Source organism: Rhodopila sp., from assembly GCF_965277825.1.
Lineage (GTDB): Bacteria > Pseudomonadota > Alphaproteobacteria > Acetobacterales > Acetobacteraceae > Rhodopila.
Genome location: NZ_OZ255846.1, coordinates 5,177,478 through 5,192,395 on the forward strand (window position 1 = coordinate 5,177,478; position 14,918 = coordinate 5,192,395).

At 65.0% G+C, this 14,918-nt stretch carries 18 protein-coding genes; 11 read left to right on the forward strand and 7 right to left on the reverse strand.

The features are described from left to right. Positions 1–188: 188 nt before the first annotated feature. From ACQY4T_RS24895 to ACQY4T_RS24925, 7 genes are all read left to right on the forward strand, one after another. Positions 189–1,406 carry a CaiB/BaiF CoA transferase family protein gene (locus tag ACQY4T_RS24895; RefSeq protein ID WP_428536136.1) on the forward strand — a complete coding sequence of 406 codons (1,218 nt, stop codon included), beginning with the start codon at positions 189–191 and terminating at the stop codon, positions 1,404–1,406. After that, positions 1,406–2,224 (forward strand): enoyl-CoA hydratase, encoded by an 819-nt coding sequence (locus ACQY4T_RS24900; protein ID WP_428536138.1) that lies wholly within the window; start codon positions 1,406–1,408, stop codon positions 2,222–2,224. The genes ACQY4T_RS24895 and ACQY4T_RS24900 overlap by 1 nt, the downstream gene beginning before the upstream one ends. 125 nt (positions 2,225–2,349) lie before the next feature. Then, positions 2,350–2,583, forward strand: a complete 234-nt coding sequence (locus ACQY4T_RS24905; RefSeq protein WP_428536140.1) for an AbrB/MazE/SpoVT family DNA-binding domain-containing protein — start codon at positions 2,350–2,352, stop codon at positions 2,581–2,583. Further along, entirely contained in the window at positions 2,584–2,991 is a 408-nt protein-coding gene (locus tag ACQY4T_RS24910; RefSeq protein WP_428536142.1) for a type II toxin-antitoxin system VapC family toxin, read from the forward strand. A 116-nt stretch (positions 2,992–3,107) separates the two neighbouring features. Further along, positions 3,108–4,262: an acyl-CoA dehydrogenase family protein gene (locus ACQY4T_RS24915; RefSeq protein WP_428536144.1), complete on the forward strand. Its 1,155-nt coding sequence runs from the start codon at positions 3,108–3,110 to the stop codon at positions 4,260–4,262. Further along, positions 4,259–4,612, forward strand: a complete 354-nt coding sequence (locus ACQY4T_RS24920) for a DUF1491 family protein (RefSeq protein ID WP_428536146.1) — start codon at positions 4,259–4,261, stop codon at positions 4,610–4,612. The genes ACQY4T_RS24915 and ACQY4T_RS24920 overlap by 4 nt, the downstream gene beginning before the upstream one ends. A gap of 207 nt (positions 4,613–4,819) precedes the next feature. Next, positions 4,820–4,990 carry a hypothetical protein gene (locus ACQY4T_RS24925; protein ID WP_428536148.1) on the forward strand — a complete coding sequence of 57 codons (171 nt, stop codon included), beginning with the start codon at positions 4,820–4,822 and terminating at the stop codon, positions 4,988–4,990. A gap of 21 nt (positions 4,991–5,011) precedes the next feature. Here ACQY4T_RS24925 and ACQY4T_RS24930 read toward each other — a convergent pair whose 3' ends face one another. Beyond that, complete coding sequence (locus ACQY4T_RS24930) at positions 5,012–5,422, reverse strand: VOC family protein (RefSeq protein ID WP_428536150.1); 411 nt, start codon at positions 5,420–5,422, stop codon at positions 5,012–5,014. A gap of 122 nt (positions 5,423–5,544) precedes the next feature. Between ACQY4T_RS24930 and ACQY4T_RS24935 the strand changes: the two genes are divergently transcribed. Beyond that, positions 5,545–6,186, forward strand: coding sequence for a TetR/AcrR family transcriptional regulator (locus tag ACQY4T_RS24935; RefSeq protein ID WP_428536152.1), 642 nt, complete (start codon positions 5,545–5,547; stop codon positions 6,184–6,186). Between the two features lie 291 nt (positions 6,187–6,477). Further along, the gene (locus ACQY4T_RS24940; RefSeq protein ID WP_428536154.1) at positions 6,478–6,723 is read left to right on the forward strand and encodes a hypothetical protein; all 246 of its coding nucleotides are present in this window, start codon (positions 6,478–6,480) and stop codon (positions 6,721–6,723) included. A 915-nt stretch (positions 6,724–7,638) separates the two neighbouring features. Here the strand turns inward: ACQY4T_RS24940 and ACQY4T_RS24945 are convergent. The 4 genes from ACQY4T_RS24945 to ACQY4T_RS24960 all read right to left on the reverse strand — a co-directional run bounded on the left by ACQY4T_RS24945 (position 7,639) and on the right by ACQY4T_RS24960 (position 12,547). Continuing rightward, a complete protein-coding gene (locus ACQY4T_RS24945) occupies positions 7,639–8,937 on the reverse strand; it encodes an extracellular catalytic domain type 1 short-chain-length polyhydroxyalkanoate depolymerase (RefSeq protein ID WP_428536156.1) in 1,299 nt (432 codons plus the stop codon). A 40-nt stretch (positions 8,938–8,977) separates the two neighbouring features. Further along, positions 8,978–9,394 (reverse strand): CopG family transcriptional regulator, encoded by a 417-nt coding sequence (locus ACQY4T_RS24950; RefSeq protein ID WP_428536158.1) that lies wholly within the window; start codon positions 9,392–9,394, stop codon positions 8,978–8,980. Positions 9,395–9,455: 61 nt separating this feature from the next. Next, complete coding sequence (locus ACQY4T_RS24955; protein ID WP_428536160.1) at positions 9,456–10,946, reverse strand: amidase; 1,491 nt, start codon at positions 10,944–10,946, stop codon at positions 9,456–9,458. Between the two features lie 2 nt (positions 10,947–10,948). Continuing rightward, entirely contained in the window at positions 10,949–12,547 is a 1,599-nt protein-coding gene (locus ACQY4T_RS24960) for a gamma-glutamyltransferase family protein (protein ID WP_428536162.1), read from the reverse strand. Between the two features lie 73 nt (positions 12,548–12,620). On the opposite strand from ACQY4T_RS24960, the gene ACQY4T_RS24965 reads away from it, so the two are divergent. Continuing rightward, positions 12,621–12,962, forward strand: a complete 342-nt coding sequence (locus ACQY4T_RS24965) for a tRNA-binding protein (protein WP_428536164.1) — start codon at positions 12,621–12,623, stop codon at positions 12,960–12,962. 30 nt (positions 12,963–12,992) lie between these two features. Then, positions 12,993–13,604: a Uma2 family endonuclease gene (locus tag ACQY4T_RS24970; protein WP_428536166.1), complete on the forward strand. Its 612-nt coding sequence runs from the start codon at positions 12,993–12,995 to the stop codon at positions 13,602–13,604. Positions 13,605–13,936: 332 nt separating this feature from the next. Here the strand turns inward: ACQY4T_RS24970 and ACQY4T_RS24975 are convergent, their stop codons facing one another. Continuing rightward, a complete protein-coding gene (locus ACQY4T_RS24975; RefSeq protein WP_428536168.1) occupies positions 13,937–14,206 on the reverse strand; it encodes an acylphosphatase in 270 nt (89 codons plus the stop codon). Beyond that, a complete protein-coding gene (locus tag ACQY4T_RS24980; protein WP_428536170.1) occupies positions 14,203–14,916 on the reverse strand; it encodes an ATP12 family chaperone protein in 714 nt (237 codons plus the stop codon). Before ACQY4T_RS24980 ends, ACQY4T_RS24975 begins: the two co-directional genes overlap by 4 nt. Between the last annotated feature and the right edge of the window lie 2 nt (positions 14,917–14,918).

The following is a 14,918-nucleotide window of genomic DNA, read 5'->3' on the forward strand; positions in this document are numbered from 1 at the left end:
GTTCGGTCCCTCAAGAGCAGCCAACCCGTTGCAATCGGCCGGCATTGCGCATGCAATAGACCGAATTAGTTGATAAATGATTAGCGCGCGCCCTGGGACTTGCCGCCCGGGGGCGGGTTGCGTTCGGCTCTTGAGCAATCGCCAAGACCGGCCGATGATCCGGCAGGATTTGCCAGAAGGAAGCAGCCATGCCCGACAGTCCGGCCGACAAGGCGATGTTCGCCGCCAGCACGACCCGCCTGCCGCTGAACGGCATCACCGTGCTGGACCTGACGCTAGCGCGCGCCGGGCCGACCGCGGTGCGCCACTTCGCCGACTGGGGCGCCGACGTCGTCCGCATCGAGCCGCCGGCCGGCGAAGGCGAGGACGTTGCCGGGCGCCGCCACGGCTTCGACTTCCAGAACCTGCACCGCAACAAGCGCGCCGTCACCCTGAACCTGAAGTCGAAGGAAGGCCACGAGGCGTTCATGCGGCTGGCGGCCAAGGCCGACGTGGTGCTGGAGAACATGCGGGCCAACGTGAAGCACCGGCTGAAGGTGTCGTACGACGACGTCCGCGCGGTCAACCCGCGCATCGTCTATGGCAGCATCTCCGGCTTCGGCCAGGACGGCCCGTATGGCCCGCGCGCCGGGGTCGACCAGATCGCCCAGGGCATGGGCGGGCTGATGTCGATCACCGGCGAACCGGGGCGCGGCCCGATGCGGGTCGGCATCCCGATCGACGACCTGACCGCGGGCAACCTGCTGGCGCTGGGCTGCATGATGGCGCTGTTCGACCGCGAACGCACCGGGGTCGGCCGCTGGGTCACCACCAGCCTGCTGGAGGCGCAGGTGTTCATGCTGGATTTCCAGGCCAGCCGCTGGCTGATGGAGGGCGAGGTCGCCGGCCAGGCCGGCAACGACCACCCCACCGGCATCCCCACCGGAGTCTTCCCGACCAGCGACGGCCACATCAACATCGCCGCCAGTTCGTCGCGCGTGTTTACCCGGTTCTGCGAGGCGATCGAGCGCCCGGATTGGCTGACGCGCGACGACTGGAAGACCCAGGCCGGCCGCTCGCGCGACCGCGCCGCGATCAACGCCGCGATCGGCGAGATCACCCGCACCAAGCCGTCGAACCACTGGATCGAGCTGTTCGAGACCAACGGCATCCCGTGCGGGCCGATCAACTCGATCGACCAGGTGTTCGCCGATCCGCAGGTCAAGCATCTTGGCATGGCGACCAAGATGCGCAGTCCGCATCTCGGGGAGAAGGAGGTGGTTGCATCCGCGATCAGTATATCGGGGTTCTCCAAGGCGATCCGCGAGCACACGCCGAACGCCGGTGAGCACAGCGACGAGATCCTGAAGAGCGTCGGCTACAGCGACGCCGAACTGAACGACATGCGCCACAAGGGAGTCATCTGATGCTGCCCGACCACGCCGAGACCCGCGCTTTCGCGGGCGGAAAGATGCTGGCCGCGAAGGATGACGGCGTCGGCCTGATCACCTTCAACCAGCCGGAAAAGCGCAACGCCATGTCGATGGAGATGTGGACCGGGCTGGGCGAGATCCTGGACGAATTCGCCGACGACGACAGCGTCAGCGTGGTGATCATGACCGGTGCCGGCAACAAGGCATTCGTCTCGGGCGCCGACATCAGCCAGTTCGAGAAGAACCGCAACAGCGCCGACGCACAGGCCGAGTACGATCGGGCGACCGGTGTCGGACGCAACAAGTTCCACGCCTTCAGGAAGCCGGTCATCGCCCGCATCCGCGGCTTCTGCATGGGCGGCGGGCTGGCGATCGCGATGGCGACCGACCTGCGCATAGCTGCCTCGGACAGCCAGTTCGGCATTCCCGCGGCACGGCTGTCGATCGCCTATGCGCCGGACGCGGTGAAGCGGCTGATCGACCTGGTCGGACCGGCGCACGCGCGGATGATCCTCTATACCGCCAAGCGGATCGATGCGGCGGAGGCGGAACGCATCGGCCTGATCAACAAGATGACGTCGGAGGAAGGCCTGAACGACGTGGTGCTGGATATCGCGCGCTCCATCGCCGATAACGCCCCGCTATCGGTTGCCGCGTCCAAGCTGACGATCAACGAGATGATCAGGGACCGGTCCGAACGGGACATGGAGGCGATCCGCAAGATGGGTGAGATCTGCTTCAACAGCGCCGACTACAAGGAAGGCCGCACCGCGTTCATGGAAAAGCGCACGCCGCGTTTTGTCGGGCGGTAAGGCTGGCGGCCGGTCGGATGGTTGATGATCGGAGGTTGAAGCCTCAGATCTTGAAGCGAGCGGCTTCGACCTTGAGCGTCGGCTTGCCGGGTCTTACTTTGGTCGGTAAGAACCAGGAGCCGAACATGCGCGTTACATCGAAAGGTCAGGTGACCATTCCGCTTGAGATCCGTGAAAGAGCCGGCTTGATGCCGAACACCGAGGTCGAATTTGATTTCGATGGGCAGGTCGTTCGCATCCTTCGAGCCACCTCCCCGACCCGCATCAACCGAGGCGGTCGGCTGGTGGCGCACCTGCGCGGGCGGGGCGATGTGACCATGAGCACGTCCGCCATCATGGCGTTGACGCGTGGCGATTGAGTGACCGCGGTTCTGATCGACAGCAACGTCCTGCTCGACATCATGACCGAGGATCCGCAATGGTTCACGTGGTCCGCCGTTGCGCTGGAAGCCGCCGCCGATACGTCTCGTCTGGTCATCAATCCGATCATCTATGCCGGGGTTTCAGTGCGATATTCGCGCATCGAAGACCTGGAGGCAGCGTTGCCGGTCGGGCTCATCGACCGGGAGGCGATACCGTACGCAGCGGCCTTTCTCGCGGCGAAGGTGTTCCGCGCCGACCGGCGCCGGGGCGGGGTGAAGCGGTCGCCGCTGCCGGACTGCTTCCTCGGCGCCCATGCCGCGGTTGCCGGTTACCGTCTGCTGACCCGCGACACCGGCCGCTATCGAAGCTATTTCCCGACGTTGAACATGATCTGTCCAGGGTGACGGATACTCGGCTGGTCCGCCGCGAACCCGCGTTGTCGTGACGCGGCGGGCGGATCGTGCTTTGCTTTGCCGGCCCAGCCCAGTGCGTGGCTCTAACCAATCAGGACTTGCCCATCATGCTTGAACGCCCCGAAGAGCACCGGATGCTCCAGGATCTGGTCAACAAATTCATCGACCGTGACGTCATTCCGTTGGAGAAAGGCGTGCTGGCGCGCGAGATGTCCGGCCAGGGATCCGGGCTTGCGGCCGAGGACGAAGCGGCCCTGCTGAGCAAGTGCAAGGAGCTTGGGCTGTGGGGGCTGGACGTGCCGGAAGAGTATGGCGGGGCCAACCTGCCGTATGCGGCGCTGGCCGGGGTGTATGAGGAACAGGGGCGGACCTGCGTGCCGTTCACTTTTCCCCCCGACAGTCCGAACCTGCACATGCTGATCGCGGTGGCCAACGACGAGCAGCGGCGCAAATACCTTGAACCCTATGCGCGCGGTGAGGCGCACTCCGCGATCGCGATCTCGGAGCCGGGGGCCGGCGGTGATCCGGCGGGGATGACCACGCGCGCGGTCCGGCAGGGCGGCGACTGGGTGATCAACGGCCGCAAGATCTGGGTCAGCCGGGTGCCGCAGGCCGATTTCGTCATCGTAATGGCGCGCACCGGGGAGGGCAAGCGGGCCGAGGGGGTGACCGCCTTCATCGTCGAGCGCGGCACCAGGGGCTTCATCATCGAGCGTGAGATCCCGATGCTGGGCGGGCAGCGCACCTATGAACTGGTGTTCGAGGATTGCCGCGTTCCGGCCAGCCAGTTGCTGGGCGTCGAGGGCAAGGGCTACGCGCCGATGCAGCTCCGCCTGACGGTGCGCCGGGTGCAGATCGGGGCCTGGTGCGTCGGCATCTCGCGCAGAGCGCTGGACATGATGGTGGAGCACACCAAGCAGCGGGTGACCTTCGGGCAGCGGCTGGCCGACCGCCAGGCGATCCAGTGGTGGATCGCCGATGCCGCGGTGAAGATCCATGCCTGCCGGCTGATGGTGTATGACGCCGCGATCAAGGCGGATGCCGGGCAGGATGTGCGCACCGAGGCGTCGATGGTGAAGCTCTATGGCACCGAGATGGCGACCGAGATCGTCGATCACGCGATGCAGGCGTTCGGCGCCATGGGGGTGGCGAAGGAACTGCCGCTGCAACTGATGGCGCAGAAGGTCCGCACCATGCGGGTGTATGAAGGCCCCTCGGAGGTGCATCGGATGGCGATCGCGCGCCGCATCATCGGCAAGTGAGCGACGGGCGCGAGACGCCGACGCCGCGGATCAAGGCGGGAATCTGGGTCGGCATGGCGTTGCGGATGGGCAACGCGGGTGGCCGCTACGGCGCGGTGATCCGCAAGGGCGATCCCGATGCCGGAGGGGTGCTGGTGGTGCTGCGCAACGACAAGCAGGTGTCTGTGTTGTCGCAGGTCCGTTCGGCGGCCGGTGCGCTGGCCTGGATGCGTGCCACCGGTGACGCAGCGGTCGATGACGCTGCTGCCGATGCCTACATCGCGCGACAGGTGAAGTTCGACCCCGACCTGTGGGTGATCGAATTCGAGGCGCCTGATCTGCTGCCGCCGTTCGAGGCGAAGCTGTTGTGATCGCGGCGCCGGCGGGCCGTCGGCGTTTTGCCGCGGGCTTTCACCCACTTATTGCCCGGGCTTTCCGCCCAGTACTGCCCGGGCTTTCCGCCCGGAATTGCCGGGGCTTTCCGCCGCGTTTTTGATTGCAACGATGGTCCTGGCGACCTATGTTGCACTGCAACAAGACGGAGGCGTCCTTTCCGAGTTATTGAAAGGAAGTGCCAGATGCATGAATCCGATTACTGGGTGGATTGGGCCAAGGCGATGGAATTGTCGGTCCAAGGCAACAGAATGATCGCGCGTGAGATTGGCGAACTAGCCGGGCGCCTGTGGCGTCGGCTGGGTTATCGCGTGACGGGCGTGGTCGGCGGCTCGCATCCGCCGCCGCCGGTCTGATCGGCGACGCGCCACCCGGGATCAGCCTTGCTGGCCGGCCATGACCATCCAGTTCAGGCCGAAACGGTCGGTCAGCATGCCGAACTTCGATGCGAAGAAGGTCTTGGCTAGTGGCATGGTGACCTGACCGCCATCGGCCAATGCGGCGAACAGCCGGTCCGCATCGGCGTCCTCGGCCACGCCGAGGGATAACGAAATGCCGCTGAATGCTGACGTTCCAGAGCACCCTCCGTCGCTTGCCATTACCGTCGAGTCGCCCATGCGCAGGCTGACATGCATGATCTTGTCCGCCGACCCCGGCGGGACAATCGACTGGTCGGGGGCGTCCTTGAAACGCATCAACATGCGAACCTCGGCGCCGATGGCGGCCTGGTAGAATTTCACTGCCTCGTCGCAACGTCCGTTGAACGAGAGGTATGGCTGCACGAGCATTGTCGTTTCCCCTTGCTGACAGCACGGCCGCTGCGTCGGCCGTTTGTGAACGTCGTCCACATCGGCGTTTAGCAGCACTTCTGGACACTGTCCACATGATTGCGCGATAGTGTGCGGGATCGATGAGACCTGCCAGCACCGTCGCGGCCCGCGACACTTATCGCCATGGCGACCTGCGGCGCGCGCTGCTGGAAGCCGGCATCGCGCTGGCTCGCTCTGGAGGACCGCAGGCGGTGACGCTGCGTGAGGCGACGCGACGCGCCGGGGTGGTTCCGAATGCCGCCTACCGCCATTTCAACGGTCAGCAGGACTTGCTGCAGGCGGTGCGTTCGGCGGCGTTGTCCTCGATTGCGGTGGCGATGGAGCAGGAACTGTCCGCGATTGCGGCAGAGCTATCGCCGGCGGCGTTTGCCAAGGCCAGCCTGCGCGCTGTCGGGCGCGGCTATCTTCGGTTTGCCTTCACGGAGCCGGGGCTGTTCCGCACCGCGTTCGGCACGGGTCCGCAACAGGGCCAGGGCCGCAGCACGGAGCAGGCGGGCGGCAGCGGGCTGGATCCGTTTCAGTTGTTGAGCCTGGCGCTGGATCGGATGACAGCCGCGAGCGTGCTGCCGGCGGAGCGTCGCGATGGCGCCGAATATCTGGCGTGGTCGGCGGTGCATGGGCTGGCGATGCTGGTGATCGATGGTCCGTTGCGGGGGATGGATGGCGGACGGATCGAGGCGGCAATTGCTCGGCTGCTGGGGATGGTGGAGGACGGCATTTGATCTTGGGCGGTGGAGCGCCTGGGGCGTTGGACTTTTTTCAGCCTGATTTCGCATGCGGGAAAAATGATAAGCTTTGCGGTGTTCCTGGTTTTCAGAACGACTTCGAGTTCCAGCGAATCCGTGAGGCGAAATTTTATGCTTGTGATGGTGCACCGGATCAACTTAAGCCGTTGCTGGCGAGCATAGGGTTCGAAAGTTCGTGGTTGTTGCGTGACACTTCCGAGGCGTCTTTTCAGGAAACCATGCCGGTTGCACGAGTGCCCCCGGCCCCACGAAAAGGAGCCGAAATGGATGAGCTTCCAAATGAGCAAAGTTAGAGTTGGTTTCTATCTAATACTATTGCTTACGCCGTGGAGCGCGAAAGCGGCGAGTTTCGATTGCCGCAAAGTTCTGGCTTCGCCCGTTGCCCCGGCGGATGAGAAAGCGATCTGTAGCAACGATCATCTCTCTGCTCTCGATGATCTGCTCGGTACAGCCTATACAAATATCCGCCGCAAGATCGGCGAGATGCGCGATGGCGGGCGCGAGAGTTTCTAGCGGACCGCAGGCGGTGCCAGGCTAAACTTGCTTGTATCGTAACCACATATTTTGATGCGCTGCAAACGTATGGATCGCTTGGCTCCTCAGTCAGCCTCCCGGCCTGGGCCTATTCTTTCGGGACCGAAGTCGGCGCCGAACCCCTTAAAATCGGGACCTGTGTTCACATAGCCATTGCCGAGATCAGTGGAAGGTTGGAGGGCGACTCTGACTTCGCGTCAGGAACATCGGTTGCATTTGATAACGGAACCAGACAGGTCAGCTATGAGCGCGAACAGGCGGTTGTGGCATCAAGGCACGGGGACACTGTACTGCAATGTCTTACTTCCCTTCCAGAAGATTGTCCGCCCGGAGATCTTCGTGGCAAGACCTACGCTGTCACCAATCTGCGCACTCGACAATCCTGGACTTTGTCAGACTCCCAGCACATGTGTGGCGGGGCGTAACCCAGGCTCTTCAATCTCGGTGTTGCTCCGCTCGCTAGCGTGCTATTGGTCCAGTCGCAAGAAGTCACCATTACCAACGTCACGACGTCGCTGACCTTTAACATGGGGCAGAACGCAGTGGTCATGGCTAAAGTGATCAATATGGGCCAATCACGACTAATATAATGCGCTTCGTGTTGGTCAAGGTGAGCGGCCAGTGGCGAATCGACGATGTCGATAATACTCGAAAGGTTTTTGCCAAGGCCGGCCGTTAAAGAAAGAGATTTTTGACAAGTGGAACCCATCCAGCAAGACGGTTCGCCCGTAGCATAAGCCACTCTATTTGCCATAATAGGCCAGTAGGAAGCTGCAACCGCTTCTGCTCCAGCAAATGATCGTCATCATGCGCGCTTCTTGAACCCCCGCAACGGTGGCGAAAGCGCTGCAGTTTAGGTTGGTCAACTATGTGACGAAAGGCACTGACAAGCCACTAGGCGGAGCTGTGGCGGGGATGTTGGCGGAAGAAGCGCAGCATTTCGGCGGTGGCATCGGGCCCGCGCGGATCGGTGTATGATCCATCGGGGCTGCCGCCGAACCAGGCATGGCCGGCGCCGTGGACGATCCATTGCTCCGTCAGCGTGATGCCGTCGCGGTCGATCCGCGAGGTTCGCGTATAGGCGTGACCGTTTGGCACCTGAGCGATCTCGACCTGGGTGCGCAGCGGCTGACGCTGTGTTGACTGGGCGATGACGGCGTCGGCGTTGCGGGCGTTGACCGTGGCGTCTCGGTCGCCGTGAAAGACGATGGCGGGGACGATCCGTCCGGTTGCGGATCGAGCGCCGTCGTTGCCTCGCTGCATGGCTGTGAATGCCGAGTGCATGTCTCGGGCTGCGCCGCAGGCCAATCCGGAATGGATACCGACGGCGGCGTAAAGCTCGGGGTAGGTGTTGGCCATGATTGCCGCTGCCGCTGCGCCGGCTGACAGTCCGGCGAGGTAGACCCTGGCTGGGTCGATGGCGAAATCGTGCATCACCTGGCGGGTGATGCCGGCGATGAGGGCGGCTTCTCCGCCGTCGCGCTGCTGGTCGGCGGGGTTGAACCAATTCCAGCACCTTTGCGCGTTGGCGCTACCGGTTTGCGCCGGATAGGCGACGATGAAGCCGTGTGCCTCGGCGGCATGGTTCATCCGGGTGCCGGCGGCGAAGTCATCGGGGGACTGGGTGCAGCCGTGCAGCATGACCACCAGCGGCACGGGCTGTCCGGCGTAGTTGGTTGGTATATACAGTTTGTATGGTCTGGTGCCTGCCGAAGCGGTGAAGCTGCCAGACTTGAAACTGCCGCCAGGGGCCGGATCGCTGGGCGGCGAGGCACGGCGCGTCCAATTGGGGAAGCCGGCGCCGGGGTGCGGCGATCCGGGGTACGGCCACCGGGGTTGCGACGGCTGGGGTTGCGACGGCTGGGGGTGTGGTGCCCGCGTGTGCGGTGTCTGCGTGTGAGGTGCCTGCGTATGCGGTGTCTGGGGATGCGGTGTCTGGAGGTCCGGTCTCTGGTGCGGTGTCTGGAGGTCCGGTGTCTGGTGCGGTGCCTGGAGGTCCGGTGTCTGGAGGTCCGGTGTCTGGTGCGGTGTCTGGGGGTGCCGTGCTTGGGGGTGGGGTAACTGGGCATTCAGGCTGCCGAGCGTCCGACGAAGGGCGTTGGTTGCGTCGATCAGGCGGCCGGTGGAAGCAAAACGTTTCGGTGTTAGTAGGTCTCGTGGCGAGAAGAATTTCATGATGTTCACTTTCGGCATGGCAGGTTCGGCAACCAGGGCCGGCTTGGGTCGTCCTGGTTCAATGTGTGCGGTCGGCCAGCGCGGCCTTGACCGTCGGACTGGCGTGGAGCGCGCCCAGGACTGTGATCGAGGCAATCGCGGCGCGCGCCAGTTCGGCGGTCACGTCCTGGGCGATGCTGGCCAGACCGAGCACGTTGATGTGCAGCATTTCGTTGCGGCTTCGCGCGGCCTCGAGGTCGCTACTCGTGTAGTGACAAAGGCCGAGGTCGAGGGTTTTTCGGGTCACCGATTGGCGGACCACCTCGGCATGGCGATCGAGCTGGTTGCGGATCGCGGTGCGGATGAAGTCGGTGCGGTTGGCGTAGAAGCCGTCGCGCACCATCAGATCGACCTGGCCGAGGTCGACGAAGCCCAGGTTTATGGTGATTTTTTCGCTGTCCGGAGGTTTTGGTCGTAACTCGTGAAGCTTGCCCATCACCATCTCCTTACCATCCACATGGATGGTAGGTGGGGCGCGCTTGCCGGCTTGCAAGCGGTCAGTCGAAACCGAGGAAGCCCGGGGAGGCGTTGATCGGCGGTGCGGCGCGCAGGGCAGCGAGGTCGGGCAGCGGCCTGGCGGTGCGGGTATCGTGGGCGAGCAGGGTCTCGAGTTCGGCGGCGACGCGCAGAACCAGGGCGTCACCGCCGCGCGGGCCGACGATCTGCAGGCCGAACGGCATGCCGTTGCGGTCCAGGCCGAGCGGCAGCGACAGCGCGGGGTGTCCGACCACGGTGACGGAGTAGGCCATCGCCAGCCAGTGGAAATAGGTGCGGGTGGGCGTGCCGTCGATCTCGGCTGGGTAGAGCTCGCGCCAGGGTCGCGGACTGATGGTGATGGTCGGGGTCAGGATAATATCGTATTGTTCAAAGAATGATTGCCAGCGGTGGTATTGCTTGGTCTGCGCGGCCTGCGCGCTGGCGATATCCTCGGCGCTGTAGCGTAGGCCTTGCTCGACGTTGGCACGCACGTTGGGGCCGACCTGATCGGGGGTGTTGCGGACTTTCTCGAGATGGGCGGACAGGAACAGGGTGGCGCGCAGCACCTCGAATACGCGGTTGGCCTCGGTGCAATCGGGCGTGGCGTCGTCGGCGCGGGCGAACACGTGGCGAAACAGGCTGGTCTTTTCCGCGAATACCGCGGCGATGTGGCGATCGGTTGGCGCGAAGCCGAAATCCGGGGTCAGCGCGACGCGCAGACTGGCGAGGTCGATCGGCGCCAACGGGTGGAAATCGACGGGCTGGCGGAGGGTTTTTCCGTGCATCGTGGTGGCGAGCGGATCGCCGGCGTCGTCGCCGATCATGGCGCCCAGCAGCAGCGCGGTGTCGGCGACGGTGCGGGCCATCGGGCCGACCACGGGCAAGATGCTCCAGCCGAGCGGGCGGCGTTCGGTGGGCACCAGGCCGGGGGTGGGACGGAATCCGACGATGCCGCAGAACGAAGCCGGGTTGCGCAATGACCCGCCGGTGTCGGAGCCCTGGCAGATCGGCGCCATGCCAGTTGCCAGCGCCACCGCCGATCCGCCGGCGGACCCGGCGCAGGATTTGGTCGGATCGAATGGGTTGCCGGTGGCGCCGTAGACGGCGTTGCGGGTGTTGGCGCCGGCGCCGAATTCCGGCGTGTTGGTCTTGCCGATGACGATCGCCCCGGCGGCGCGGATCTTTGCCACCAGGCGCATGTCCTGGGCGGGAACGTTGTTGCTGAATAATGGACTGCCGAAGGTGGTGCGCAGGCCGGCGGTCGGCTCCAGGTCCTTGATCCCGATTGGCAGGCCGTGCAGCGGCGGCAGCGTGTCGCCGCGGGCCACGGCGGCGTCCGCGGCCTCGGCGGTGGCGCGGGCGCGGTCGAAGTCGCGCGCGACCATGGCGTTGACGGCAGGATCGACCGCCTCGATGCGGCCGATGCAGCTTTGCAGCAGTTCGCGGCTTGACAGGCTTTTGGTTCCGATCAGCCGGCGTGCCTCGACGGCGGTCAGGTGGCAGGGGTCCATGGTCAGTAGCCCAGCGCCAAGCCGTCCTTGCGCGGTTCGGATGCGCCGACCAGGCAGCCGCGGGCGTGGTCGATCCAGATCGCCTGGCCGCCGCCGTGCGGGCGTTCGGTCGGCGCCAGGTCATGGCCCATGGCGGCGAGCTTGCGCGCCAGATCGTCGGGCACGCCGCGTTCCACCAGAACCTTGCCGCCGGTGGGGAAGACGCGGAACAGATCGAGCGAGTGCTGCAGGTCCAGGCCATATTCGAGGAAGTTGGTCAGGAACCAGGATTGCCCCATCGGCTGATAGTGACCGCCCATCACGCCGAACGGCATGACGGCGCGGCCGTTCTGCATCAGCATCCCCGGGATGATGGTGTGCATCGGCCGCTTGCCAGGGGCGATGCAGTTGGGATGCCCGCGCTCCAGGCGGAAGCTGAGGCCGCGGTTCTGCAGCATGACGCCGGATTTGTGGGCCAGGATGCCGGTGCCGAAACCCTCGAACAGGGAATTGATGAAACTGCAGGCGTTGCCGTCGCGGTCGACGACGCAGAGGTAAACCGTGTCCTTGTGTTGCGGCAGGATCGATTCGCCTGGCGCCGGCAGGTTGGGCATTGCTGTCGTGTCGCTGATCAGCGCGCGCTGGGCGGCGAGATACTCGGGGCTTAGAAGTTTCTTGACCGGAACGTCAACCGCGCCGGGGTCGGCTATGAAGGCATCGCGATCACGGTAGGCCAGGCGGGCGGCCTCGATATGGCGGTGGGCGCGGATCGCGCCGGATGCGCCGTCGGGGGCAGGCGGCAGGCCGTCGAGCATGCCCAGCAGCATCAGCACCAGCAGGCCTTGGCCGTTCGGCGGGCACTGGTAGACGTCGTAGCCCTTCCAGTGCAGCGTGATGGGTTCGACGAATTCGGCGTTGTGCAGGCCCTTGGCGAAATCCGCCTCGGTGTGCAGGCCGCCGCGTTCGCGCAGTGTGGCCACCATGTCGGCGGCGACCGGGCCTTGGTAGAACGCCTCGGCGCCGTGGCGGGCGATGGCGCGCAGGGTTTCGGCCAAAGCGGGTTGGGCGAACAGGTCGCCGGGCTTGGGCGCGGTGCCGTTGGGCAGGAACGGGGTGGAGCCGCCCTTGCGCAGTTTATCGGCCAATCTCGCCCAGTCCCAGGACACCTTGGGGTGCACCGGCCAGCCGTCCTGGGCGAAGCGGATTGCCGGCTGCAGCAGCTCGTCGAGGCCCTTGCGACCGTGCGCCTTAAGTAACGTTTCCCAGGCGTTGACCGCGCCCGGCACCGTCACCGAGTGCGGCGAGGTGTTGTCCTGGGCACGCATCTGGCGGCTTTCGTAGTATTCGATGGTGGCCGCGGCGGGTGCCCTGCCCGATCCGTTCAGCGCGTGGACCTTGCCGGTGCCGGCGGGTGCGTAGAGGCAGAAGCAGTCGCCGCCGATGCCGGTCGATTGCGGCTCTATCACGCAGAGCGCGGCGACCGCGGCCACGGCGGCGTCGAGCGCGTTGCCACCGGCCCGTAGCACGTCGAGCGCGGTCAGCGTGGCTGCCGGCATCGAGGTTGCCGCCATCCCGTGGGTGGAATAGACGGGACTGCGGCCGGGCAGGTGGTAATCGCGCATGGGGGGTCCTTCGGTCAGCGAACCGTCACATTAACCCAGGTCTCCGCCAAAGCAACGCAGAGGAAACAATCAGATGGCGCAGCAGATCAGCTACGAGGCGTTCGAGGCGGTGGACATCCGGGTCGGCACCATCACGGAGGCGAAGCCGTTTCCGGAGGCGCGCAAGCCAGCGGTCAAGCTGACGATCGATTTCGGGGCGGAGATCGGGACGAAGAAATCCAGCGCGCAGTTGACGGTGCACTACCGGCCGGACCAGTTGATCGGGCGGCAGGTGTGCGCCGTGGTGAATTTTCCGCCGCGCCAGATCGGGCCGTTCCTGAGTGAGGTGCTGACGCTTGGGATGCCGGACGAGGACGGCGCGGTGGTGCTGGTCCGCCCCGATCTACGGGTGCCCAACGGCGGGACGTTGTTCTAGGATGGATTGGTGTGGCGGAGAGACGGGTGAATGACAACGCATGCAGAGACTGGGCAAGCTGCTGAGATTGGTCTGCTGACGCGCAATCCTTGGGTGGCTCGGCGGCCGCTAACTGTGGCTGAGTACCATCGCATGGGCGAGGTCGGCATCCTGACGGAGCGCGACCGGGTGGAACTCATCGAGGGAGAACTGGTCGCGATGGCGCCGATCGGAAGTCAGCATTCGGGCACGGTGAATGGGCTAAATCGCATGCTGATGCAGGCCGTGGGTGATCGCGGTGTCGTGTCGGTGCAAAATCCGGTGCAGCTTGGTGATCGCTCTGAGCCTGAGCCGGATTTTACGGTGCTGCGGCCGCGGGCGGACGATTATCGGCGTTCGACGCCGAGCTCTGAAGACGTGCTTTTGGTGATCGAGATCGCCGCCAGCAGTCTGGACTATGATCGCGCGGTAAAAAGGCCGCTGTATGCCAGCCACGGCATTTCTGAACTGTGGATCGTGAACCTGGCGGTGGGTGAGGTGGAAGTTTGCCGCAATCCGGCCGGCGATGATTACGCGTCGGTGTCGCGGGTTGGGCGCGAGGGCGTGCTGGAACCGCTGCTGCTGCCGGGCGTGGCGATTTCGGTTGCCGCGCTGTTGGGTTAGGAAGCGCGGTGGTCTGGGGACGACGCCCATCGGGGCGACAGATTGGGCGGCCATCGCCCTCCCCGACAAATTGCCGGTTCGGCTGGGCTCGAGATGGCCTGCGGGAAGCAGGCTATGCACTTCCAGAGCATCGGCAGTCGGTGACGCTAGCGCGGTTTATTTGAGCGAGCAACTTTATCAGCCCGACTTTTCAGGCAGGCTGATGTTGCGCTTTGTTTGAGCGAGCAACTTTATCAGCCCGACTTTTCAGGCAGGTTGATGTTGCGCTTTGTTTGAGCGAGCAACTTTATCAGCCCGACTCTGCAGGCAGGCTGATGTTGCTCTACCGGCCGCTATCCTTTCTGGTGGAAGCCGGGCTCTTCCGGCAGTTCCGCCAGGTCTTCGTCGATCGAGGATACCTCGGCCATGCGCGGGCCGCGGCGGCATAGGCGGGACATTTCCTCGACCGAGGCGGTATCGCCCGAGATCAGGGTCTCGACTGTTCCATCCGGACGGTTGCGGACCCAGCCGGACAGGCCGAGCTCGGTTGCCTTGTGGGTCATCCAGGCGCGGTAGCCGACGCCTTGGACATGACCTGCGATAACCAGTCGTTTGGCGTTCACTGATCCCCCCGGGTCAGGTCGATATAATGCGCCGCCAGCGTGATGTCGGCCAGCACGGCGGCGCGGCGGGTGACGGCTTCGTCGTCTTCCCCCCATTGCTCCGCCTGGAACAATTCGTCCAGAGCACCCAGCGCGTGAGCGGTCTCGGCGTCGAGTTGCCGGGCGGCCAGGGCGAGGCCGAGCACCAGGCTGCCGAGTGCGGGGACGGCGATGCCGAGGCCGGCTAGGGCGTCGACGTCGAGGGCGGCGACTTTCAGCCGGAGTGCGGTGATGCTGTCGTGGTGCTGCTTGACGTAGCCGACGCCGGTCACCACGCGCAGCTTGGCGCCATGGGTGCGTTCGGCCCAATCCAGCCAGGGGTGCCATTGGTCGTGCTGTCGTTGCACCAGGGCTTGCGGGGTTTCGGCGCGGTAGCACAGCAGGTCGGTTTCGCCGTAGCGGGCGACGGCGTCGATGGTGAGGGTGGGATCGGGGGCGATGCGGTCCAGCGCGGTGCCGGCGAGGCGGGTGAGTGGGGTGTCGTTGAACGACATGTGGCCGCCCTTTGCGCCGCCGGCGGCCTGCCATTCGGCGGCGATCGCGTGGGCCAGGCGCGGCTTGGCGACCAGCAGCGGCGCTCCGTTGGGCAGGCGCATCGGCTTGCCGTCGAGCAGGATGGTGTGGCCGGTTTCGGTATTGTGGGCCTCGGCGGTGTTCCAGAAACGCTTCACTC